Genomic DNA, 21,264 nt, shown 5'->3' with positions numbered 1-21,264 from the left:
AACCTTCCACAGTAGTTTACCATAGTCTTGACATAAAAAGAAAAAGCGATCGAATTTCGATCACTTTTTTCTATCCGAATCGCTTAACGAATCTGTTTTGGCGTGCGGAACTTGTCCTGATTAATGTCGAGATCTTGTGAAGCTTGGGAAAGCTGTTCCATCGTCTGCTTGATTTGTTGTCCGAACTGTTCATTGTTGAAAGTTTGAAGCTGTTCATGAGCTTCCTGAACTTGCTGCTTGGCTTGCGTGAGCGCCGCTTGCGCAGACTGGATGGATTGAGGATTGGCCTGAGAAATGGCAACTTGCAGTTTATGTTCAGCATCCTGAGCTTGAAGAATGGCAGAATCTGCTGTATCAATGGCGTGCTGCAGGGGCTGTTGATGCTGATTGCTTTGTGTCATGGGGAAATGGCCTCCTAAGGAATCATAGTTATCGTTTTTCTAAAATAGAACAGTCGCTTTACTACATTGCTCCAAAGCCGGGGAAATCATTCTCATTGGGAAATGAAATTATTTCCTGGGTAAGCGCAAAATGTGAGCGTTCCATCGGTATTTCGACAATAAAATTCAGAAAATTTAGAATACATAAATAATTAATGAGATTAAGTAGCAATCCAAAATAAAAGTGGACAAAACACACGAATATTCATAAGCTAAAGAAGATAGCTTTTTTTTGACATGATTAGACAATTAGTGTCAGATATAGGGGATGAAATATGAATATCGGCAAAGGTTTGATAATAATTTCCGCCGTGGCGCTAGTGATTTCCGGGTGCGGTTCATCGAAAAAAACCGAGGTCTCAGCGAGCTCTTATAAACCTACGCTTGAGGTGAGCGCAGAGGTCAAAGGGGACAGTGCTACGCTTACACTGATAACAGATTTGAAGCTCTCCAAAGAACACTATGATCAGGTACGCAAAGAGGGAGAAGGACATGTCCATCTTTCGTTCGATAAAGGCGAAAAAGAAATCTTGACACAACCCGTCAAAGTCTATGAGCACTTGAGTAAAGGCCAACACGAAGTTAAGGTTTCCTTACATAATAATGATCATACCCCTTATGACGTCAGCAAGACTGTCACGTTCGAAGTGAAGTAGGAGCAAAATACACATGCCATTTGAACAAAAAAGGATGAGCTTGCAGAAGCGAATTGTGCTCTTGGTCACTGTAGTAACGGTTAGTATGATTTCTACCATGATGGTTTTCGATACAATGAGCCTGAACCAATCGATCCGTCAAGCTTACGTGAGTCAAATCAGCGGGATGACCATGGCTATCAATGGGCGCTATGAGGAATCGCGGTCTGTTACCGATGTACAGCAAATTTTTGACTATATTCAGTATAAGAATACACGTGTACTTGAAATGAAGTTATATAACAAAGAAGGTCAAATTCTTGCAGCTTCCAATCGGAAAGAAGTAGGCAAGCATATGTATCCTGACAATATAGTCATTCCCAAGCAAGATCAAACGATCGTTGACCGCGTGCCAATGGAATTAAGTGATAAACCGATTGTGCGGCTCACCGCGCCGCTTCAAGAGGACGGCATGGTCGTCGGGGCGGTGGAAGTAATTTTCGATTCATCGGAAGAAGCCCAGCTGCTCAAAGATCGGACAAAGCTAATTTTCATAGTTGGGATTTCTATTGCTGTTGGTTTATCAGCCCTGCTGTGGCTTATTTTGCGGTTAATCGTTATTCGTCCATTGAGTCGATTGCGGGAAGCCGCGGTAAGAGTGAAGCAAGGTGGAGATCTGCCTAATTTACAGTTCAAAGCTTCCCCCGAAATTGCTGAAGTTTCGGAAGCCTTTGATGATATGGTGAAAAATTTGGATGAACGCTACCAAGAGCTCCAGCATGCCTTGAACACTTTGCAGAAAACCCAAGAGCAGCTTGTCCAATCAGAGAAAATGGGAGCCTTAGGAAATCTTGTAGCTGGGGTGTCGCACGAAATTAATACACCGATCGGAATCGGTGTTACTGCAGTGTCCTATTTGGACCAGAAGACGAAGGATTTCAAAAGCTTGTATGAAGCTGGTAAAATGAAAAAGTCGGATTTGGAACATTTTCTGTCTATTGTCGGAGAAACGAATACGATGGTGCAGTCCAATTTGGAACGAGCATCCTCTTTGGTGCGCAGTTTCAAGCAAATTTCCGTCGATCAGAGTGTTGAAGTGAAGCGAACGTTTCATCTGAAAGAATATTTAGAGGGAATCATCGCCAGCTTAAAGCCCACACTGAAGAAAACAAAGCTTCGCGTGGATGTTTATTGTGATGCTGGGCTGAATCTTTATACATACCCGGGTGCTTTATCTCAGTTGATTACGAATTTGGTTATGAATTCATTAAATCATGCGTACGACATCGAGGAAGAAGGAAGTTTAAGTATTCGTGTTACAGATGACCACGAAACGATTACTATTGTTTATTCGGATGATGGCAGAGGCATGCCGCAGGAAGTGTTGGATCACATTTTTGATCCATTCTTCACAACCAGCCGTGGAAAAGGCGGTACAGGGCTAGGGATGAACATCGTTTATAACCTCGTTACCCAATCCATGAACGGAACCATTCATTGCTGCAGCACAGTAGGACAAGGAAGCTTGTTTATCATTACGATACCGAAAGAGGAGGAAGCCGAGCTATGACGAGTTCATTTGGGTCCATAGACCAAGACGAGCTTCTTTTTGCGGAGGAAGAAGTTGCAGATGCTACAGTTGACACCTCAATCGAGCAGGAACCTTGGGTTGTGTTAATTGTGGATGACGAGAAGCAAATTCATCAAGTGACGAAAATGGTGCTTGATGACTTCGCGTTTGATGGCAAAAAGCTTGAGTTTCACAGTGCATTTTCTGCCTTGGAAGCCAGACAGCTGTTGAAACTGCAGCCGAATGCAGCACTTATCTTATTGGATGTTGTGATGGAGTATGAGGATGCAGGTCTTCAAATTGTTAAGTACATTCGCGAGGAATTGAAAAATACGGCAATCCGGATTATTTTACGAACGGGCCAGCCTGGACAAGCACCTGAACGCACGGTCATTATGGATTATGATATTAATGATTACAAAGAAAAAACGGAGCTTACTACACAGAAGCTTTTTACAACTGTGGTTACGGCGCTGCGTTCTTATCGGGATTTGAAGACGATAGAGAAAAGCAGAGCAGGGCTGGAAGAAATTATCAAATCAGCCTCGACGTTGTTTGAATTGCAATCCATGAAGAAATTTGCCTCTGGCGTCTTGACACAAATGACATCGATTGTGAATTTGCACAAAAATGCGATCCACTGCAGCTTCGCCGTCACAAAGGGTGTCGAGGACATTTATATTTTGGCAGCAAGCGGCGATTATGCCTCGAACCAAGACGAGCGTGCACGCGATGTTGTCCCACGCGAAATGCTGGAAGAGATCGAGCAGGCTTTTCAAACCAAGAAAAGCAGCTTTGCTTCTGATCGTTTTGTGATCTATTTCCAAAGTAAGATGGGGATGGAGAACGTCATCTATATGAATGGCTTCAAGGCGTTAAGCGAATGGGATCGTTATTTGGTTGATATCTATTGCGCGAATGTTTCCGTGGCTTTCGAGAACCTTTATTTGAATGAGGAGCTTGAGAGTACGCAGCAAGAAATCATCTATACGATGGGCGAAATCACGGAAACTAGATCCAAGGAAACCGGGCATCATGTGAAAAGGGTCGCAGAATACTCGCGGCTGCTTGCGCTCAAATATGGGCTGCCGGAGCAGGAAGCAGAAGTCATTCGTCTAGCCTCACCGATGCATGATGTCGGCAAAGTTGGGATTCCAGATGCGATTCTGAATAAGCCAGGTCCATTGACGACAGAAGAATTCGATATCATGAAGACGCATTCGAATCTTGGCTACGAAATGCTGAAGCATTCGAACAAGCAAGTGTTGAATGCTGCGGCAATTATCGCAGGACAACATCATGAACGCTATGATGGTACGGGTTACCCCTTGGGCCTGAAGGGAGAAGATATACACCTATATGGTCGTATAACGGCTTTGGCCGATGTCTTTGATGCACTGTGCAGCGATCGGGTATATAAAAAAGCATGGGAGTTGGATCGTGTTCTGGATTTACTGAAGACGGAACGAGGGAAGCATTTCGATCCGGATATCGTCGATATTTTTCTTTCCCACTTAGACGAGTTTTTAGTCATTAAAGAGCTGTACAAGGAACAACGTTAATGACATTAATGGTTAACATCGCGTTATGCAGGAACATCACAAGCGCAATAATAATAAGTAACTCAGAGCCCTTATCCTCGGATAAGGGTTTTATTAGTTCTGCTTTAGCAATATTAACCTTTTGCTTAATCCTTCGTAAATCCGGCAAAATTACGGTTAATCTACGATAATAACGGAATCCGTCGAAGAAAATAGGTCGAAATCGGCGTCTTTGTCTCTTTTTCGAAGATAGAGGAACGTTTCTTTTAATTTACATTTCCTGTATGCTAGAAAGGGGCTTTAGACAGATAGAAAGAAGGTGTCACCATGCAAGGCGTTGGACTCGTACTGGAAGGCGGAGGTATGCGAGGGGTATACACCGCAGGAGTCTTGGAATATTTTATGGAGCAGGATTGGTATTTTCCCTATATCGTAGGGGTGTCAGCGGGGGCGTGCAACGCCGTTTCGTACATTTCCAAACAACCTGGCCGGAATAAGAAAGTGACCATTGACTATATTGGAGATCATCGATATTTAAGTTACCGTAATCTATGGCGTCACAAAAGTATATTCGGGATGGATTTCATTTTCAATGAATTGCCGAATGTATTAGTTCCTTTTGATTATGATGCCTTCTATAATTCGCCGCAACAATTCGCTATCGGTACGACCGATGCCCATACAGGGGAACCGATTTACTACACCAAACATCAGCTAATGAAGCAAACGATGCCCATTGTTCAGGCTTCTAGTTCATTGCCATTCGTAGCGAAGCCGATTCATTATGAAGGCCGCACCTTATTTGATGGCGGATTGGTTGATCCGATTCCGGTTCAGAAGTCGGTTGCAGATGGGAATCGGAAGCATATTATTGTTCTTACCAAAGAACAAGGGTATCGAAAAAGTCCATTCAAACAAGGTTGGCTTGCCAAAAGTTTTTATCCGAAATATGACGGCTTGGTGAATGTACTTGTGAATCGAAGTGAAATCTATAATGGAACACTAGAGACCATCGCAGAAATGGAAAAAGAGGGAAGTGCGATAATTATTCGCCCATCTTCCAAAGTGGTCGTGGGCCGTATGGAGAAAAATCCAAAGAAGCTGGAAGATTTGCATGAGCTAGGCTATGCGGACGCCAAGCGAATGGGATCTCAGCTGAAAAGTTGGTTATTATCATAAACCGTATGAAAGGAGTTGTTGAAGTGGGATCACCTGAGCAAAAGGTCACAACATTTCTCATGTTTGAAGGGCAGGCAGAGGAAGCAATGAACCTATATACTTCTTTATTTGATCAGTCTGAAATCCTAACCATTCAACGATATGGTCCTAATGAAGCTGGGGCGGAAGGCAGCGTGCTGAAGGCGACATTTTCTATTCATGGACAAACCTTTATGTGTATAGATAGCAGTGTGAAGCATGAATTCACCTTCACGCCTTCGATTTCCTTCTATGTTACCTGTGAAACAGAAGAAGAAGTTGATCGTGTTTTTGAAAAGCTGGCTCAAGACGGGAAAGTTTATATGCCGTTGGGAAGCTATCCATTCAGTGAGCGGTTTGGATGGGTCGGGGATAAGTTTGGTGTCACTTGGCAGTTGAATCTAGGTGGTTAAACAAAAAAATGCAGCACTTGGCGTTAGCCAAATGCTGCATTTTTCAATACATTTGCTAGCTTATTACCATACGAATGCGGATGTGATAATGACCAAAAGAATGAAAAGAACCAATATAGCTGCGGAATTGTTACCTCTGTAGCCTTCGACTTCGTAGCCCATAATTAAGCACTCTCCTTCAGAAACTAAAATGTTATTACAAAGATAGTTTATGCAAAAGTTTGTCCTTATGATTGGGCAAGCCGACAATTTTACGGAAGTTGCTAGATTAGGTTTACAAGTTGAACTTATTTTTCAAGGATAACTTGCTTAATTTGATCAGTAGGGGTATATTTCTCGTATGTGAATTGAATAAATACCATCCGGGAGCTTGAGCAGTCAGGCTGAGAGTGCGGGATATGCCGCTGACCGTCCGATCTGATCTAGTTAATGCTAGCGCAGAGAATGATTATACACTACAATTTAGTGTATTATTGGTCAACGTATAAGCCGCGAGAGACATTTGTCTTCTGCGGCTTTTTATATCTTTTCTTTTAAATCATGAAGTAATGCCAGCGTAGAGAATTCACACAAATGCACGTCCTTTCGGGTTTGATTCGATAGGGGTTATCATTTTCTACTTTTGGCGCTCCTGGATAACGGGGGCTTTTTCTTATGGTTGGATGGAGAGACGAGAGGGGAAACAAGGAATGAACTGGAAGAAAGTTGCACCACTCATGTTGGTAAGCTTAACGGTAGCTTTAGCAGGATGCGGCAAGCAAGCAGACGAGCCAAGCGCAAGCGCATCGACGAAGCCGGCTAAAACGTTGACCAATGTTAAGGTAGTTCTGGATTGGACACCGAATACGAATCATACCGGTTTGTATGTGGCTAAGGATCAAGGTTTCTTTGAACAAGAGGGATTGAATGTACAAATTATTGCACCTGGTGAGGGCGGTGCTGATGCCATGATCGCTTCAGGTGCGGCAGAGTTCGGCGTGAGTTACCAGGAGAGCATCACGCAAGGGCGTATCCAAGGGGTGCCGTTGGTTTCTATTGCCGCTGTCATCCAGCACAACACATCCGGATTTGCTTCGCCGGTAGCGAAGAACATCAAGTCCCCCAAAGATTTCGAAAACAAAACTTACGGGGGTTGGGGAGCGCCTTCGGAAAGTGCCATGATCGATTCCCTCATGCAAACCGATAAAGCAGATCCTAACAAAGTGAAGATCGTCAATATTGGAGAAGCTGATTATTTCACAGCAGTGAAGCGGGATATTGATTTTGCATGGATTTACTATGCATGGACTGGCGTGGATGCTGAGCTGCGCGGTGAGCCGCTGAACATGATTTACTTGAACAAGTATTCCGATAAACTAGATTACTACACACCGGTATTGGCAACGAATGAGAAAATGATCAAAGAAAAGCCCGAGCTCGTAAAGGCTTTCGTGGCCGCTGCGGCCAAAGGATATCAATTCGCTATCAACAAACCAGAGGACGCCGCTAACATTTTAATTAAAGCAGTTCCGGATCTGGATAAAAAGCTTGTCGTTGCCAGTCAAAAATGGCTCAGCACTCGTTATCAAGACGATGCTCCTCGATGGGGCGAGCAAAAACGGACAGTTTGGGAAAACTATGCGAATTGGATGCTGGAGCATAAGCTTCTGGAGAAAAACCTTGATGTTGATGCTGCATTCACGAATAATTTTTTGCCGGTGAGCTCGAAATAAATTTCTAAATTCAGTTGAAGTTTTGAAAGGAGAAATAAACGTGGCTAATGCACTTGTCAGTATTCAAATTATTCCTAAAACGAAAAACAACGAAGACGTAATTCCTTATGTAGATCGTGCGATCGAGGTCATTGCCAAATCTGGTGTTAAATATTTCGTGTCCCCGTTGGAAACAACGATGGAAGGGGAGCTTGATCAGCTTCTAGCCATCATCCAGGATATGAACGATGCCATGATTGAGATGGGCAGTCCGAATGTCATCTCACAAGTAAAGATATATTTTAATCCGTCTGGCGCCTCGATGGACAAACTGACGGAGAAGTACAGATAATGAAACAGCAGCGCTGGTTCAGAGCAGGATGGCCACCTCTAGTCGTGGTCATCCTTCTGCTGCTTATATGGCAGCTTGTAGTAACTTGGGGAGGCACAGCCAGCTGGCTGCTGCCAAGCCCACTTAAAATATGGCAAGATGGCACGACCGATATGCCGCGTGTCTGGATGCACACCTTTGCAACTTTCCGTTTAATGCTAATCGGTTTCTTCGTCGGAGTGACGATTGGTGCTATTGTTGCTAGCTGTTTGCACCGAGTGCCTGTCCTAAAGGCAGGCTTCTATCCGCTTCTGATTCTCTCGCAGAACGTCCCTACGATTGCCCTAGGGCCGCTTCTGATTATCTTATTTGGGTTCGGTCTCTTACCTAAAGTTATATTAATTTCACTGGTCTGTTTCTTTCCAGTGACGATGTCAACGTTGGATGGCTTTATGCAAACAGATCGCAGTATGTACAACTACATGCAGATGATTGGTGCCAGCAAACGGCAAATCTTTTATAAATTAGAGCTGCCGCATGCATTGCCTGCTCTATTTACCGGACTCAAAATATCTGCTACCTATAGTGTAATGGGAGCTGTTATTGCTGAATGGCTCGGAGGCGGTGTAGGGCTAGGTTATTATATGATTTTGCAGAAATCTGCCTTTCGTGCGGACCGTGAGTTTGTTGCTATTTTCATCATCGTAGTTCTTAGTTTGCTATTCTTCTGGCTTATAGCCGGACTTGAGAAATTGATTATTCGCTGGAACGCGAAACGATCATCTTAGAGTTAAGGGAGGTGTGGTATGAACAAACTTGAGCTTAAAGGCATACATCAAACCTTCACTGGCAAAAAGCAGCGAACTTCTGTGCTGTCCGATATCTCGCTCCATGTGAAAGAGGGAGAATTCGTTTCCGTTATTGGTCCTTCCGGCAGCGGGAAGAGTACGCTTTTTCATATTATTGGCGGTCTCATTACTCCTTCCTCGGGAGAAGTATGGCTGGATGGCCGCAATGTCACCGGAAGGAAAGGCTTAATCAGTTATATGCCTCAACAGCCGGCTTTGTTTCCATGGCGGAATATTGAGTCTAACGTAGCACTTGCACAGGAAGTAGCAGGAGAAAGTCGTGATGCTGCATTGGAAAAAGCAAGAGAATGGTTGCCTAAAGTCGGACTAGGAGGTTATGAGCATGAGTACCCTCATGTCTTATCCGGCGGCATGCAGCAACGTGTATCTTTTCTGAGAGCCCTGCTTGGCCCACAAGAGGTCATGTGCTTAGACGAGCCCTTCGGCTCGCTGGATGCGCTAACCCGGCAAGAAATGCAGGCATGGCTGCTGAATATATGGGAACAAAACAAACGCTCCATTCTGTTCGTAACGCATAGTATTGAGGAAGCGCTGTTCTTGTCAGATCGGATCTACGTTCTGTCAAATAAGCCTGCAAGCATATTAGAGGAGCTCGTTGTGCCTTTCCCAAGACCTCGGCGGGAAGATGTCATGCTCAAAGCTGAGTTCCATGAGCTGCGGCAGCATATTCAAAGTAGATTGCGTCAGGAGTTGTCCCATGAATAAAGCCATTGATGCGCATATTCATCTCGATATGTATCCGGAAACGGAAGTGCAGGAGATCGTCTCCGACTTAACGGAAATGAAAGTTGAATGTGTCATTGCCGTGTCCAGACATCTGGCCTCTTGTAAAGCTACGAAGCAGTTGAAAAAAGACGCACCCCATCAAATATTTACTGCTTATGGGTTCCATCCTGAGCAAGAGCTCCCCCATGAAGCTCAGCTGAATGAGTTGATATCATGGATACGTGAAGAAGCAAATGAGATGGTAGCTGTAGGTGAGATTGGTCTTCCTTATTATAGTAGACTGGAAGCGGAGGAGCAGGGGCTGGCTTTTGATTTGGCTCCCTATGTCGCGCTCCTTGATATCTTGCTGAAGCTTGCTGCAGAGTTGGCAAAACCGGTTGTTCTGCATGCTGTCTATGAGGATGCGGAGATCGTTTGTGATCTTCTTGAGAAGCATGGCATCACCAAAGCACATTTTCATTGGTTTAAAGGGGCACCTCATGTAGTTGAACGTATGATGCATGCCGGCTATATGATCTCGATTACACCGGATGTGCTTTATGAAGAAGAAATAAGAACATTAGTTCGGAGTTATCCGATTAAGCAGTTAATGGTCGAAACCGACGGACCTTGGCCGTTCGAGGGTCCCTTCCAGGGACAAGTAACGCATCCCCGGATGATTCATGCCGTTATTGAACAGATTGCGCTTCTGCATGGCTTGACTGCTGAGGAGGCAGGAAGCATTATATTGGAGAATACCAAGCGATTCTATGGTCTCTCCACACTCTACTAAATACTAACTACTCAATCGAACTGGACATGTGTTCGTAATAGACTTATAATAACACAGAACGCATGTTCTATTTTTGGTGAGGTGAGTGTAGAAATGACTGTCCGATGCAGTTGGGTCAATGATGATCCATTATATCTAGATTATCATGATCATGAGTGGGGCGTACCTGTCCATGATGATCGAAAGTTGTTCGAAATGCTTAATTTGGAAGGTGCGCAAGCAGGACTGAGCTGGTATACCATTCTGAAGAAGCGTGAGGGCTATCGAGCAGCTTTCGACGAGTTTGACCCGCATATCATTGTGAATTATCAGGATGAGAAGCTGAATGAGCTTCTTCAGAATTCAGAGATTGTACGCAATCGCTTGAAAATTGCGGCTGTGGTTCAGAATGCGCATGCCTTCTTGGCAGTGCAGAAAGAATTCGGGTCGTTTGAGCAATACATATGGGGATTTGTCGGCGGCAAGCCATTAAACAATCATTGGGAAAGTATGGGTCAAGTACCTGCGACATCTGCGGTTTCAGATGCGATGAGCAAAGATTTAAAGAAGCGTGGTTTTAAGTTCGTTGGGTCGACAATTTGCTATGCTTATATGCAAGCTGTTGGAATGGTGAATGATCATATTCAAACTTGTTTTCGATACAGCAGCGAGTAGGAAAATAAAGGGCTATCTGAGGTGGGGAATTGTCCCTATCGGGTAGCCCTTTTTTGCATTCATTATTATTGCAGCAATTATGCGTATTGAAGCTGTTTCTCCATAAGGTTCGTTTTAATTAAGTAAATCCGCTTGCGAATATAGAAATCATAAACAGCACCGATTAATTCTCGTGGCTTAATGCGGTTGTTTGTGTCATTGTCTATGATTATCACCGAACCGTCATCATAAAACTTGAACGTATAATCGGCGTAATGGGAATGTGCTTCATCCAACATGTCGTCAATCTGTCCGGGAAGAAGATGGTCAGTGTCACACAATGCCTTGTGGTACCAATAATCTCTCTCGATAAAGCGAAAATTGTGACTTGTGTTCATCATGTTAACAACCTCCTCATCTTATTGGAACATTTGTTCTTGTTTTTATTATATCAAACAAACGTTCGTATTGGAAGAGGAATCTTTGAAAAATGGGAAATATTTTCATATAAACCGAAGCTTTTTTTTAGGTTCTTTTGCAGATTAGGTGAGGAGGAATAGGTTTAGAGCTTAAATCCCTTTTAGTGGGATTCCGGGCGGGCTTTGAGCGAGGCATTGGGTTAGCTGAGAATGAGAGCTTGCGGGTGAGGGCTACGGTTAGCGGAATGTGAAAGTGTATGGGAATGGGCTTTGTTTAGCTGAGAATGAGAGCTTGCGGGTGAGGGCTCTCGGTTAACAGAATATGAAAGTTTATGGGAATGGACTTTGGTTAGCTGATAATGAGAGCCTGTGGGTGAGGGCCACGGTTAACAGAATATGAAAGTTTATGGTTTCACGAATAAGGATACCTGATAGTAAGTCTCTCGGCTTTCTGAATAAAAGCCTGCAAAAGTGCAGGTATTTTCTGTGGAATCGTGTGGAAAATGGAATATTCCTGCAATTATGCAGGCTTTTTAAGCTCTTTGATCCGAAAATCCAGAAAGGGTCACGAAAAGATGCATAATTGCAGGAATTTAGGTGATATAGGGTCTTTCGAACTCAAAAAGATGCATAATCGCAGGAATTTATATGGTTTAGAGTCTTTGGAGCTCAAAAGATGCATGGTCGAAGGAATTTAGGTGATAGGTGTCTTTCGGGCCCCGTAAGATGCATGGTCGTAGGAAATTAGGTGACATGGTGTCTTTCTAGCCCCAAAAGATGCAAGGTCGTAGTAATTTAGGTAATTTGGTGTCTTTCGGGCCCGAAAGATGCATAGTTTAGGAATTTAGGTGATATGGTGTCTTTCGAGCTAATTGGAGAATAGAAGCAGCGCAGCTTTTAATCCAACTAGCTCAAATATCTAAATGTGATTTGGCGTAAGACGTAGCCAGCCAAGGACACAGTCGCTTCTTTCCGCCCCCCCTCGAGCTAGCACAATACAATCAGTGGACGAGTGAAATATGTGGTATATACAAAGCCGATGCCCTGCGGCGGGGCATTCCGCGCCAACTGCAGCTTGGGTCAGGTGGGGCTAGGCACAAGAGACTCAGCTCAAGAATAAGTCAAATTCAAGAAGCTAAACCCCTCGGTTTAGCTTCTTGTCGGACGGCTGCTTAATGCTGAGCATATGTGTTTCGTTATCGCGAGTCCGTGCAAGCGGCCCGATTCAATGAAGATTTCATTGGCGTCATATTTGGACGAAGCGACGACACCCGCAACATATAAACCGGGAATGTTGGTTTCCATGGTTTCGGGATCAACAAGCGGAGCGTTGGTTTCTTCATGGAACGTCACCCCGATGGAAGTCAAAAGATGACGATCTGGTCTGAAGCCAGTGAGTGCCAGAACGAAGTCGTTGTCCAAGGTGACATGTTCGGATTCTTTGCGTACAAGAACCGTATGCTCTTCAATACGCTCAACTTGGGAATTAAACCACATGTGAATACGCCCTTTGTTGACCATGCTTTCAAAAATGGGGCGAACCCACGGTTTGATGTTGGCCGAGAAATGGGGGCCTCGATAAATGACGGTTACCTCTGCGCCTACTCGCATCAAATCCATTGCGGCATCGACTGCGGAGTTGTTGCCCCCGATTATAGCTACTTTAGTTCCCGTATACGGGTGTGCTTCCTTATAGTAATGAGTCGTTTTCGGTGAATCTTCACCGGGGATGCCGAGTAAATTAGGATGATCGAAGTAACCGGTAGCTACGATGACATGCTGGGCGGTGTACGATTTTTTTTGGCCAAATGGATTCGTAGTCTGCACTTGAAACCCTGCTTCCAATTTTTCAATGGAAACAACTTCTTCATAAGACTGGATGCGCAGTTGTTCTCTGCGTGCGACCTCTCGGTAATACACCAATGCTTCTTGACGATACGGTTTATCATGAGGGGTTGTAAATGGATAGCCGCCAATTTCAAGCAGCTCAGGGGTGCTGAAGAATTGCAAATAAGTAGGATATAAATAAATGGCATTGACGATACTGCTTTTTTCTATAACTAATGGTGATAGACCTTCTCGCTGCAAAGCAACAGCGGCGGACAACCCGCAAGGTCCAGCTCCAATGATAATGACTTGTTCCACGTAATAGCCTCCTTGAAAACGGAATTATCTTTCCATAGTAGCGCAAGGAGGGGAGGATGCCAAGTTCAGTGGGCAAAAAGAGGAGCAGAAAACCTCTCCAGACGTTCAGACGTTGGAGAAACTTTCTGCTCTCAGGAAACAGACACCGTTACTTTTGGTTCAGTTGGTTCTCTTCGTTCGCTTCACTAATATCGTCTTTGGCGAGATTGATGGTTGTTAGACTAGGCGCATTCTCCAAAGTGTCGTTCACGAAGGCTAAATCTTGATTTTTGGCGTTCGTATTGGTGGTTCCTGTGTAATTGCCGGCATGCTTGTTGTTTTCCATCGAAGTCATCCTTTCACAAACAGTTTAAGGTTCAGCCTTAACGTTTACACATATTAGTGATTTTATGCTCCAATTAAAGACAAAATCCGCTATACTGTAATAGAGGCAGATCGTCCAAAAAGGAGTAGAGATTATGAGTATTCAGCATATGGTTATTTTTAATTTACATGCAGGTAAAGATACAGATGAGGCGCGAAATTTCCTAAGCAGCAGTGCAGAAGAATTGGCAGGCATTCCCGGTGTTGAGCAGTTTCAGGTTTTGCGGCAAGTAAGCGTGAAGAACGATTATGACTATGGATTCTCAATGGTGTTTGCGGATCAAGCTGCGTATGATGCTTATAATAGCCATCCGGTACATACTCGCTATGTCGCAGAACGTTGGTTGAAGGAAGTTAGCCGGTTTCAAGAAATTGATTTTACCGTTATGGCATAACAGGGTTCGAGGGGAGTGTTGAACGTATTTTGACGAAAACGGAAGAGATATTTGATATTTATGATGAAAAAATGAATTGGTTGGGTGTAGCGCCACGCTCGGAAGTCCATGCCAAAGGGCTTTGGCACCAAACTTTTCAATGTTGGATAGTTACCTATGAAAGAGGCGAGCCTGAACTGCTGCTGCAGTTAAGACATCCGGAAAAGGATCTGTTCCCTAACCTGTTGGATATTTCGTGCGCAGGCCATCTTGCTGCAGGTGAAACGACGGAAGAAGGCGCGCGAGAGCTGGAGGAAGAGCTTGGCCTGAAGGTGGCGTTTAATCAGTTATTGCCTTGTGGCATGTTTGCGGAAGAGGATTTGATTTCGGAGAAGTTGATTGATCGTGAGTTCTGTCATATGTTTTTGTATCGCTGTGATCAAGTACTTAGTGCTTATACGTTGCAGGCGGATGAGGTTAGCGGTATATTTGCTGTAAGTGCAGCCGATTTAGTGAACTTGATCCGGCATGAAACGAATCAGTTAACGGCTAGAGGTTATGTTTTGGATGCAGATGGTCAACATATCGAGAAAAACATGCAGATAGGCTTGAATGATATGGTTCCGCATCCTGCGGCTTACTTTGAATTTCTCTTTGGTAAGCTGAGGGAATATAGGCTTATGGCATGAAAAAGAACCGAGGCAGGGAGTCTGCTCGGTTCTTCTTGTGTCCGGGAACGGATTAAACAAAATACTTAGTCGCTATGTAGCTATAACCGATGTAGCACGCAACCGAAAGTGCGATGCAGACAATACCCAGTGCTGTTTTGCGCTTAAAAAGAAGCAGGAATCCAGCACTGAAAGCCGATCCCATAATTAACATTGAAATAAAAGTTAGAACACCCATTTGCGTCGTATCTCCTTACCCTTTGTTTACGTAATCATGCACCATATCTTTAGTTACATAAGACCGGAGCGGAGAAATACCTTCTTTAGCATGGGCGATGATGCGAGCTGTTATGGCGTTGATGGCATCAACGGTAAACGGAAGTCCGCGTTTGCACAGATCAACTGCCTCATCAATGGCCTGCTCGCGCTGTGCATCCAGCTCAGAAAAGCGCACGAGATGCAGATGTTGCGCATTCGAATGTTTAGATATCGCTTCATGTACGTTCATCTTAAAGATCTCCTTTAGTGACCAGATTCTCATTCAGTATACACGATTGAGAGCTTGAGGAACAGTTGTGATGTGATGAAAACCTAGGAATAAACAAGCTAAATCGATATAAAAAGAAGACTTATATAGCTCGGAGTGAAATAAATGAATAGGCTGCCTATTGAGTCTGTACTTCCGCAATTACTAGATGTTTTAAGCTTGCAGCCATGTGCGGTACTCGTGGCTCAGCCAGGTGCAGGGAAAACAACGCAAGTTCCGCTTGCGATTCTTAAGGCAGCTTGGCTGCAGGATCAGAAAATCCTCATGCTGGAGCCGAGAAGATTGGCGGCTCGTGCTGCAGCCAGATACATGTCCAAGCTTCTCGGAGAAGAGGTGGGGAACACCGTTGGGTATCGGGTGAAAAATGATACGCGTGTTGGACCTAATACCCGTATTGAAGTGATAACGGAAGGTGTCCTGACACGGATGCTTCAAAGCGATCCTGCTCTGGAAGGGGTAGGCATCGTTATTTTTGATGAATTTCATGAACGGAATTTACATGGTGATATCGGGCTGGCATTGAGCAGGCAGACACAATCTCTTCTGCGCGAGGATTTGCGCATTCTGATTATGTCGGCGACGATCGAGGCTGAGCCTGTAGCGGCTATGCTGGATCATGCTCCCATTATTCAAAGCGAAGGTCGAACTTTTCCTGTAAGTACCCATTATTTGACGAGCAAATGGATTGGTCGGCTGGAAGCGGCCGTCGTAAAAAGCATTCAGCAGGCTTTGCAAGAAAACGAAGGGAACATTCTTGTCTTCCTTCCTGGAGCAGCTGAAATTCATCGTGTAGCAAGCCAACTTGCCGCTTTAAAATGGGGCAAAGAGATCGAAGTAGCCCCGTTATACGGTAATCTCTCGCAAGAAGCGCAGGATCGAGCGCTGTCGGCAAGCGATGACGGCCGCCGTAAGGTTGTGCTATCGACCTCTATTGCCGAGACGAGCTTGACTGTCGAAGGGATTACGGTCGTTATTGACAGCGGGCTGATGCGCGTTCCGCGCTTTTCACCGCGCACCGGCATGACCCGTCTGACGACGGTGCCGGTTTCGGTGGCCTCTGCCGATCAACGCAGAGGCCGGGCAGGTCGTCTCGGGCCAGGCGTGTGCTACCGCCTATGGACCGAGACAGAGCAGCGGCAGCTCCCGCCAAGCAGCACGCCAGAGATCCGCGAAGCGGATCTGGCGCCGCTTGCGCTGGAGCTGGCCGCCTGGGGCGTGCCAGACCCCGCTGCGCTGGTCTGGCTGGACCCGCCGCCTGCTGCTGCTTACCAGCAGGCGCGGGATCTGCTCGTGCAGCTTGGCGCGCTGCACGAGAACGGAGGCCTAACGCCGCACGGCAAGCGCCTAGCGTCGTTAGGCCTCCACCCCCGGCTTGCGCACATGGTGCTGCAAGCCATCCCGCTTGAGCTCGGCACGCTGGCGTGCGAGCTTGCGGTCATGCTCGGCGAGCGCGATTTCATGCGCGCTGCGGCAGAGCGAGATGCGGATGTACGCACCCGCATCGAAGTGCTCTGGCGCGCTACGCAGGGCGAGCAGCGCGCAGACGTTGACTTTGGCTTATGCCGGCGCATCGCGGCGGAAGCCAAAGTGCTCATGCAGACGCTCGGCATCAGCCCGAGCGCTCAGCGGGCCTCGGCGAGCGGGATGCTGCTCGCCTTCGCCTATCCCGATCGCGTCGCACAGCGGCGATCGACAGGCAAGTTCTTGCTCAGCAGCGGGCGTGGCGCTGCACTGCCCGACCTTCAGCCAATATCGGCTGAGCGGTACCTCGTTGCCGCGGAGCTGGACGACAACGGCGCCGAGAGCCGGATTTATTTGGCGGCTCCGATTGAGGAAGACGAGCTGCTTGACCTATTTGCGGATCGCTTGCAGAAAGAACAAGAGGTGCTCTGGGATCAGGCAATGGGGACGGTAAGAGCAAAGCAACGCTTGCGATTGGGAGCTATCATCATGAAAGAAAGCCAATTGCAGGATCCTAACCCTGAATTGGTTGTACAAGCATGGATTTCTGGCATTCAAGCAGACTCCCTAGAGCTGCTCCCATGGACGCGGAGTGCGCGTCAACTGCAAGAACGAGTGAACTTTTTGCATCGATTTGATGCCCAGTGGCCAGATATGCGGGAAGAGACTTTGCTGGCTAGCGCGGCAGAATGGCTGGGTCCCCACCTGTATGGACTCAAAAGTAAAGGCGCCCTGAGCCGTCTGAACTTGACAAGTATATTAGAAGAAATGCTAACATGGGAGCAGCGTCGATGGTTGGAAGAGTGGGCACCAACACACATTCAGGTCCCTAGCGGATCGCGTATTCCCGTTGATTACAGCATGAGCGAGGCGCCTTCTATCGCAGTTCGTTTGCAAGAAATGTTTGGGCTTGCAGACACGCCGCGGATTGCCAAGGGCAGAGTTGCTGTAACCGTACATTTATTATCGCCCGCACAACGTCCTGTGCAGGTAACCAAGGATTTGGCGAGCTTCTGGCGAGACGCGTATTTCGAGGTCAAAAAAGACCTCAAAGGCCGTTATCCCAAACATTACTGGCCAGACGATCCGATGGCAGCCATGCCCACGAACCGCGCTAAACCGCGTTCCTAGCCTATTTTGTACGAGAAGGGAACTGAATTACTCATGGCAAGGCACTCCGATCAGGAGGAAATCGTCATCTATATATCTGCTGGTTTTGCTACGGCTCCTTATTTTCTGGATGCGTTTGGTGCGGCGATGGCTGAACGTTACGCGAGTGAGGGCATCCGTGCCCGAGTCGTGATTCATTATCCCTATGGGGATTGGACCCGGGAACGCCGGAAGCAGCTGAAGGAGATCGTCAGCGATCTTTGGAACAACGCTCACCAGAAGCCGTCTTATTACGGGGGGAAGAGCCTAACCGAGTTAATCACCCAGGATTTTATTCGAGGACAAAAGCTCCTTCTAATCGGCCATAGTGCTGGTGCGGTAGCCTCTGTGCAAGCAGCCGAAATAATGGAGAAGCAAGAGATACCACTTCTTGGCGTGATCCAAATTGGGTCCCCAAAATGTGCGATTCCTTCATCAATCAAGCACAAAGTACTTTATTTGAAGGCTGCTAATCAATTAGATCAATCCACGGATCCTATTCCGCGACTAGGTACTTGGGGAGGCTGGGCGAAGTCCCGGATGGGGACATTTCGCTGGAATGGCCTGAAGCATGCCCCGATTCATCGTCGTACCTTGTATTTAATAGGTGGACATGCAGATTATTTTAGAGATCATAATCCATACATATGGCAGGATGCCACGAATCTGCAGACGACCGTACAAACCATTTGGCAATGGTTAAATCGAACAGAAAAGGATGATGAACATGATTGAAGTACTACAAGCGCATATGGAACACAGCAAAGAAGAAGGTTACATCGGCAAAGTGGAATTTAAAGTAGAAGGTCACGAACATCCCTATGAGATTACGCTACATAGCAAACGCGGTAAGGATGACTGGAGCTATGCATTGAACTTCCTGAACGAATCCGGCAAGGAAGAGGATATCGAAGCGGTTGAAGAGCTGCTGGAAGAAGACGAATACTTCGATAAGCTAGTTGAAGCGGCGCAGAGCGCATTAACGAAGTAGGTTGGATGGTTGGAGAGAGGAGCTTGCTCTGATGGATGCGAGTCAAATGAAGGAATAGGAGCCTGCGCCATTTGACGCTGTTTGGACGATGAATGCTCATCTTCATGTACCCAAAGACAGCCTAGTGCAAGTTCTATCAAACATCGAGGCCGTGCTGAAGCCTGGTGAAGTTTTCGAGATTGAACAATTTACCGTCCTTCCGATTGCAGGATCAAAGACGGATTATCAAGCTTTTTTTGCAGTCAGAAAAGGACCTTCAACCCCACTGTAGTGGAGCTGAAGGTTTTTTCATCAGCGTGAACCTATTGAAAATAGCTTATTCCATTCAGCATTATACGGCTCTGCCAAGCAGCGAATCGCTCGCCATATGTACATACAAGTTGAGTGAATGATATAATACGTTCAGAATCAAACGCACGAGGTGAAAGATGAAAGAGAAGCAACTACCGAAATATATGCAGCTGAAACAAGAAATTTTATCATGGCTTCACGCAGGAAAGCTGAAAGCGAATGACCAAATGCCCTCAGAAAATGAAATTGCCGAGCAGTTTCAGATGAGTCGCCAAACCGTCCGTCAGACATTCGGGGAATTGGAGCAGGAAGGCTGGCTGTATCGCATGCAAGGCAAGGGGACTTATGTGTCTACGCCCCACACCCAGAAAAGTCGGGATGTGCAGACAATCGGCATCCTGACGACCTATATATCAGACTATATTTTCCCGCATATTGTGAGAGGCGCAGAGTCGGCTTTACGTGCCCGCGGCTATCGACTGCTGTTGTCTTCGACGGATAATGATAAGGAAAAAGAAAAAGAAAGTTTGCAGATGATGATGAGCCAGCCGCTGAGCGGCCTTATTATTGAGCCGACAAGAAGTGCAGAAGGGAATCCGAATTTAAGCTTTTATTTATCTTTGGATTATCAGCATATTCCATATTTAATGATCAATGAGCGATATCCGGAGATGAATTGTCCTTCTTTGATTGTAGATGATGAAGAGGGTGGATTTAAGGCGGCGCAGCATCTCATTGAATTAGGACACCGCCGGATTGCCGGTTTTTTCAAGACGGATGATTTGCAAGGTGTTAACCGGTTAAAAGGCTTCCTACGCGCGCATCAGCAATATCAGATTCCTTTGCTTCCTGAACTTGTTATTCATTACACGACAGATGAAAAAGGGCAGAAGCCTTACGAGAGTGCCATTGATCTCATCACTCAGCAGGCTGAACGGCCAACAGCCTTCGTCTGTTACAACGATGAACTAGCGATTCATTTGTTGGAGGCTGTACGTACTACAGGCTTGCAGGTGCCCCAAGATATCTCGTTAGTTGGTTTTGATGACTCTTCATTAGCATTGGCAACCGAAGTGAAGCTGACGACGCTTACGCATCCCAAAACTCAATTAGGAACTGACGCAGCGGAGCTTTTAATTGATATGATAGAGAATAAACGGAGAAATGGCAGTGAAGCTGGGAAAGTATATACGCCGGAGTTGATCATTCGGGAGTCAACGATACGTGTAATGCCATCTCAGATTGGTTAGCGAAAAAAAACAAAAGAGTGATAGGTGTGAGGGGCGGAAAGGCGCTTAGCGGCTGGAAACCCACATCCATCTCTCCCTATGGACAAAAGTATGGAGAGTTACACGCAAAAGGACCGTCAGGATGTTTTCCCTGACGGTTTTTCTTTTAGGGTTTTTCCCCTTTCTACATGTGTGCAAATGAATAGAAAACAGGAGCCCCTCCTTTTCTGGGAAGGCATGAAGTGAAAAGTTGGTTTCATTGGATTAATTCCAATGCAAGTTAGTTTGAAGAGCTGGAAGGACGATTTCACTGGATAAACTCCAATGAATAATCTAAAAACTCTGAAGCCCCCTAATTAGATTGGAGTCATCAATATGCAATAAGGTACAATATTGGTGAGGGGGAATGAGATATATGAAAAGCAATATCCTTTATGATGAGCAACGGATCAAGGTAGCTCAAGAGGCACTCAGTGGAACGAAGTTATCTTACCTTGCACGTAAATATTCAGTGTCTCCTAGCACGATCACGAACTGGGTTAAGTTCTACAAAGAAAGATTTGGTGAGGAATCCCTTCCTTCTGTGAGTGAGCGTATAGAAGATTCTAAACGCCTTCAGGAGTTGGAAACCAAGATGGACACAGCCATTAAGCTGCTTGGAGAAAAGGACCTTGAAATTGAGCTGCTGCGTGAACTTCTAAAAAAGAGCAACCCCGCTTACAAGACAAACTTGAAATAGCCGATGAAACGATTAAGCGGGGCTATGCAACGGCACCTGTGCTACGACTAATCGGCGTTCTTGAATCTAC

General features: G+C 45.8%; 24 protein-coding genes and 1 riboswitch. Of the genes, 18 read left to right on the top strand and 6 right to left on the bottom strand.

What is annotated here, in order from left to right:
- Positions 1-83: 83 nt before the first annotated feature.
- A complete protein-coding gene (locus HQN90_RS00125; RefSeq protein WP_173215326.1) occupies positions 84-401 on the bottom strand; it encodes a hypothetical protein in 318 nt (105 codons plus the stop codon).
- Between the two features lie 314 nt (positions 402-715).
- On the opposite strand from HQN90_RS00125, the gene HQN90_RS00120 reads away from it, so the two are divergent.
- The 5 genes from HQN90_RS00120 (at position 716) to HQN90_RS00100 (ending at position 5,796) form a co-directional block, all read left to right on the top strand.
- A complete protein-coding gene (locus HQN90_RS00120; protein WP_173215324.1) occupies positions 716-1,096 on the top strand; it encodes a hypothetical protein in 381 nt (126 codons plus the stop codon).
- A gap of 13 nt (positions 1,097-1,109) precedes the next feature.
- Positions 1,110-2,645, top strand: coding sequence for a HAMP domain-containing sensor histidine kinase (locus HQN90_RS00115; protein ID WP_173215322.1), 1,536 nt, complete (start codon positions 1,110-1,112; stop codon positions 2,643-2,645).
- Positions 2,642-4,207 (top strand): DUF3369 domain-containing protein, encoded by a 1,566-nt coding sequence (locus HQN90_RS38425; RefSeq protein WP_173215320.1) that lies wholly within the window; start codon positions 2,642-2,644, stop codon positions 4,205-4,207. Before HQN90_RS00115 ends, HQN90_RS38425 begins: the two co-directional genes overlap by 4 nt.
- A gap of 306 nt (positions 4,208-4,513) precedes the next feature.
- Positions 4,514-5,365, top strand: a complete 852-nt coding sequence (locus HQN90_RS00105; RefSeq protein ID WP_173215318.1) for a patatin-like phospholipase family protein — start codon at positions 4,514-4,516, stop codon at positions 5,363-5,365.
- 23 nt (positions 5,366-5,388) lie between these two features.
- Positions 5,389-5,796 carry a VOC family protein gene (locus tag HQN90_RS00100; protein WP_173215316.1) on the top strand — a complete coding sequence of 136 codons (408 nt, stop codon included), beginning with the start codon at positions 5,389-5,391 and terminating at the stop codon, positions 5,794-5,796.
- 63 nt (positions 5,797-5,859) lie between these two features.
- On the opposite strand, the gene HQN90_RS00095 is transcribed toward HQN90_RS00100, so the two are convergent.
- A complete protein-coding gene (locus HQN90_RS00095; RefSeq protein WP_173215313.1) occupies positions 5,860-5,958 on the bottom strand; it encodes a YjcZ family sporulation protein in 99 nt (32 codons plus the stop codon).
- A 190-nt stretch (positions 5,959-6,148) separates the two neighbouring features.
- A riboswitch (TPP riboswitch) is annotated at positions 6,149-6,257 on the top strand.
- A 228-nt stretch (positions 6,258-6,485) separates the two neighbouring features.
- Between HQN90_RS00095 and HQN90_RS00090 the strand changes: the two genes are divergently transcribed.
- The 6 genes from HQN90_RS00090 to HQN90_RS00065 all read left to right on the top strand — a co-directional run bounded on the left by HQN90_RS00090 (position 6,486) and on the right by HQN90_RS00065 (position 10,839).
- On the top strand, positions 6,486-7,508 hold the full coding sequence (locus HQN90_RS00090; protein WP_246361960.1) for an ABC transporter substrate-binding protein: 1,023 nt from the start codon (positions 6,486-6,488) through the stop codon (positions 7,506-7,508).
- A gap of 40 nt (positions 7,509-7,548) precedes the next feature.
- Positions 7,549-7,839, top strand: a complete 291-nt coding sequence (locus HQN90_RS00085) for a thiamine-binding protein (protein WP_079412831.1) — start codon at positions 7,549-7,551, stop codon at positions 7,837-7,839.
- Positions 7,839-8,606: an ABC transporter permease gene (locus tag HQN90_RS00080; protein WP_173215309.1), complete on the top strand. Its 768-nt coding sequence runs from the start codon at positions 7,839-7,841 to the stop codon at positions 8,604-8,606. The genes HQN90_RS00085 and HQN90_RS00080 overlap by 1 nt, the downstream gene beginning before the upstream one ends.
- Before the next feature lie 18 nt (positions 8,607-8,624).
- Positions 8,625-9,392 carry an ABC transporter ATP-binding protein gene (locus HQN90_RS00075; RefSeq protein WP_173215307.1) on the top strand — a complete coding sequence of 256 codons (768 nt, stop codon included), beginning with the start codon at positions 8,625-8,627 and terminating at the stop codon, positions 9,390-9,392.
- Complete coding sequence (locus HQN90_RS00070) at positions 9,385-10,185, top strand: TatD family hydrolase (protein WP_173215305.1); 801 nt, start codon at positions 9,385-9,387, stop codon at positions 10,183-10,185. The genes HQN90_RS00075 and HQN90_RS00070 overlap by 8 nt, the downstream gene beginning before the upstream one ends.
- A 93-nt stretch (positions 10,186-10,278) precedes the next feature.
- Positions 10,279-10,839 carry a DNA-3-methyladenine glycosylase I gene (locus HQN90_RS00065; protein WP_173215303.1) on the top strand — a complete coding sequence of 187 codons (561 nt, stop codon included), beginning with the start codon at positions 10,279-10,281 and terminating at the stop codon, positions 10,837-10,839.
- 77 nt (positions 10,840-10,916) lie between these two features.
- Here HQN90_RS00065 and HQN90_RS00060 read toward each other — a convergent pair whose 3' ends face one another.
- The 3 genes from HQN90_RS00060 to HQN90_RS00050 form a co-directional block, all read right to left on the bottom strand.
- Complete coding sequence (locus tag HQN90_RS00060) at positions 10,917-11,219, bottom strand: hypothetical protein (protein ID WP_246361958.1); 303 nt, start codon at positions 11,217-11,219, stop codon at positions 10,917-10,919.
- Between the two features lie 1,167 nt (positions 11,220-12,386).
- Positions 12,387-13,382, bottom strand: a complete 996-nt coding sequence (locus HQN90_RS00055) for a YpdA family putative bacillithiol disulfide reductase (RefSeq protein WP_173215301.1) — start codon at positions 13,380-13,382, stop codon at positions 12,387-12,389.
- 148 nt (positions 13,383-13,530) lie between these two features.
- Positions 13,531-13,707 (bottom strand): hypothetical protein, encoded by a 177-nt coding sequence (locus HQN90_RS00050; RefSeq protein ID WP_167388022.1) that lies wholly within the window; start codon positions 13,705-13,707, stop codon positions 13,531-13,533.
- A 133-nt stretch (positions 13,708-13,840) separates the two neighbouring features.
- Between HQN90_RS00050 and HQN90_RS00045 the strand changes: the two genes are divergently transcribed.
- Both HQN90_RS00045 and HQN90_RS00040 read left to right on the top strand, forming a co-directional pair.
- Positions 13,841-14,140 carry a Dabb family protein gene (locus tag HQN90_RS00045; protein ID WP_173215299.1) on the top strand — a complete coding sequence of 100 codons (300 nt, stop codon included), beginning with the start codon at positions 13,841-13,843 and terminating at the stop codon, positions 14,138-14,140.
- Between the two features lie 29 nt (positions 14,141-14,169).
- A complete protein-coding gene (locus HQN90_RS00040; RefSeq protein WP_173215297.1) occupies positions 14,170-14,808 on the top strand; it encodes an NUDIX hydrolase in 639 nt (212 codons plus the stop codon).
- 232 nt (positions 14,809-15,040) lie between these two features.
- On the opposite strand, the gene HQN90_RS00035 is transcribed toward HQN90_RS00040, so the two are convergent.
- On the bottom strand, positions 15,041-15,295 hold the full coding sequence (locus HQN90_RS00035) for a YpbS family protein (RefSeq protein WP_173215295.1): 255 nt from the start codon (positions 15,293-15,295) through the stop codon (positions 15,041-15,043).
- A 144-nt stretch (positions 15,296-15,439) separates the two neighbouring features.
- On the opposite strand from HQN90_RS00035, the gene hrpB reads away from it, so the two are divergent.
- The 5 genes from hrpB (at position 15,440) to HQN90_RS00010 (ending at position 21,194) form a co-directional block, all read left to right on the top strand.
- Entirely contained in the window at positions 15,440-17,926 is a 2,487-nt protein-coding gene (gene hrpB, locus HQN90_RS00030; RefSeq protein WP_173215293.1) for an ATP-dependent helicase HrpB, read from the top strand.
- Positions 17,927-17,959: 33 nt separating this feature from the next.
- Positions 17,960-18,679, top strand: coding sequence for a hypothetical protein (locus HQN90_RS00025; RefSeq protein WP_173215291.1), 720 nt, complete (start codon positions 17,960-17,962; stop codon positions 18,677-18,679).
- Positions 18,672-18,935: a hypothetical protein gene (locus HQN90_RS00020; RefSeq protein WP_326071502.1), complete on the top strand. Its 264-nt coding sequence runs from the start codon at positions 18,672-18,674 to the stop codon at positions 18,933-18,935. Before HQN90_RS00025 ends, HQN90_RS00020 begins: the two co-directional genes overlap by 8 nt.
- Before the next feature lie 428 nt (positions 18,936-19,363).
- Complete coding sequence (locus tag HQN90_RS00015) at positions 19,364-20,476, top strand: GntR family transcriptional regulator (RefSeq protein ID WP_173215288.1); 1,113 nt, start codon at positions 19,364-19,366, stop codon at positions 20,474-20,476.
- A 394-nt stretch (positions 20,477-20,870) separates the two neighbouring features.
- Positions 20,871-21,194 (top strand): helix-turn-helix domain-containing protein, encoded by a 324-nt coding sequence (locus tag HQN90_RS00010; RefSeq protein ID WP_171649550.1) that lies wholly within the window; start codon positions 20,871-20,873, stop codon positions 21,192-21,194.
- The last annotated feature ends 70 nt before the right edge of the window (positions 21,195-21,264 follow it).

It is taken from the genome of Paenibacillus alba, from assembly GCF_013204855.1.
GTDB lineage: Bacteria > Bacillota > Bacilli > Paenibacillales > NBRC-103111 > Paenibacillus_E > Paenibacillus_E alba.
Note: the sequence above shows the minus strand (reverse complement) of the source record. Positions and strands in the feature narration are given on the sequence as shown.

What these genes read in the sequence shown, in the direction of transcription:
- HQN90_RS00125 (WP_173215326.1), bottom strand. Translation starts at nt 401, where the DNA reads ATGACACAAAGCAATCAGCATCAACAGCCCCTGCAGCACGCCATTGAT.
- HQN90_RS00120 (WP_173215324.1), top strand. Translation starts at nt 716, where the DNA reads ATGAATATCGGCAAAGGTTTGATAATAATTTCCGCCGTGGCGCTAGTG.
- HQN90_RS00115 (WP_173215322.1), top strand. Translation starts at nt 1,110, where the DNA reads ATGCCATTTGAACAAAAAAGGATGAGCTTGCAGAAGCGAATTGTGCTC.
- HQN90_RS38425 (WP_173215320.1), top strand. Translation starts at nt 2,642, where the DNA reads ATGACGAGTTCATTTGGGTCCATAGACCAAGACGAGCTTCTTTTTGCG.
- HQN90_RS00105 (WP_173215318.1), top strand. Translation starts at nt 4,514, where the DNA reads ATGCAAGGCGTTGGACTCGTACTGGAAGGCGGAGGTATGCGAGGGGTA.
- HQN90_RS00095 (WP_173215313.1), bottom strand. Translation starts at nt 5,958, where the DNA reads ATGGGCTACGAAGTCGAAGGCTACAGAGGTAACAATTCCGCAGCTATA.
- HQN90_RS00090 (WP_246361960.1), top strand. Translation starts at nt 6,486, where the DNA reads ATGAACTGGAAGAAAGTTGCACCACTCATGTTGGTAAGCTTAACGGTA.
- HQN90_RS00080 (WP_173215309.1), top strand. Translation starts at nt 7,839, where the DNA reads ATGAAACAGCAGCGCTGGTTCAGAGCAGGATGGCCACCTCTAGTCGTG.
- HQN90_RS00075 (WP_173215307.1), top strand. Translation starts at nt 8,625, where the DNA reads ATGAACAAACTTGAGCTTAAAGGCATACATCAAACCTTCACTGGCAAA.
- HQN90_RS00070 (WP_173215305.1), top strand. Translation starts at nt 9,385, where the DNA reads ATGAATAAAGCCATTGATGCGCATATTCATCTCGATATGTATCCGGAA.
- HQN90_RS00065 (WP_173215303.1), top strand. Translation starts at nt 10,279, where the DNA reads ATGACTGTCCGATGCAGTTGGGTCAATGATGATCCATTATATCTAGAT.
- HQN90_RS00060 (WP_246361958.1), bottom strand. Translation starts at nt 11,219, where the DNA reads ATGATGAACACAAGTCACAATTTTCGCTTTATCGAGAGAGATTATTGG.
- HQN90_RS00050 (WP_167388022.1), bottom strand. Translation starts at nt 13,707, where the DNA reads ATGGAAAACAACAAGCATGCCGGCAATTACACAGGAACCACCAATACG.
- HQN90_RS00045 (WP_173215299.1), top strand. Translation starts at nt 13,841, where the DNA reads ATGAGTATTCAGCATATGGTTATTTTTAATTTACATGCAGGTAAAGAT.
- HQN90_RS00035 (WP_173215295.1), bottom strand. Translation starts at nt 15,295, where the DNA reads ATGAACGTACATGAAGCGATATCTAAACATTCGAATGCGCAACATCTG.
- hrpB (WP_173215293.1), top strand. Translation starts at nt 15,440, where the DNA reads ATGAATAGGCTGCCTATTGAGTCTGTACTTCCGCAATTACTAGATGTT.
- HQN90_RS00025 (WP_173215291.1), top strand. Translation starts at nt 17,960, where the DNA reads ATGGCAAGGCACTCCGATCAGGAGGAAATCGTCATCTATATATCTGCT.
- HQN90_RS00020 (WP_326071502.1), top strand. Translation starts at nt 18,672, where the DNA reads ATGATTGAAGTACTACAAGCGCATATGGAACACAGCAAAGAAGAAGGT.
- HQN90_RS00015 (WP_173215288.1), top strand. Translation starts at nt 19,364, where the DNA reads ATGAAAGAGAAGCAACTACCGAAATATATGCAGCTGAAACAAGAAATT.
- HQN90_RS00010 (WP_171649550.1), top strand. Translation starts at nt 20,871, where the DNA reads ATGAAAAGCAATATCCTTTATGATGAGCAACGGATCAAGGTAGCTCAA.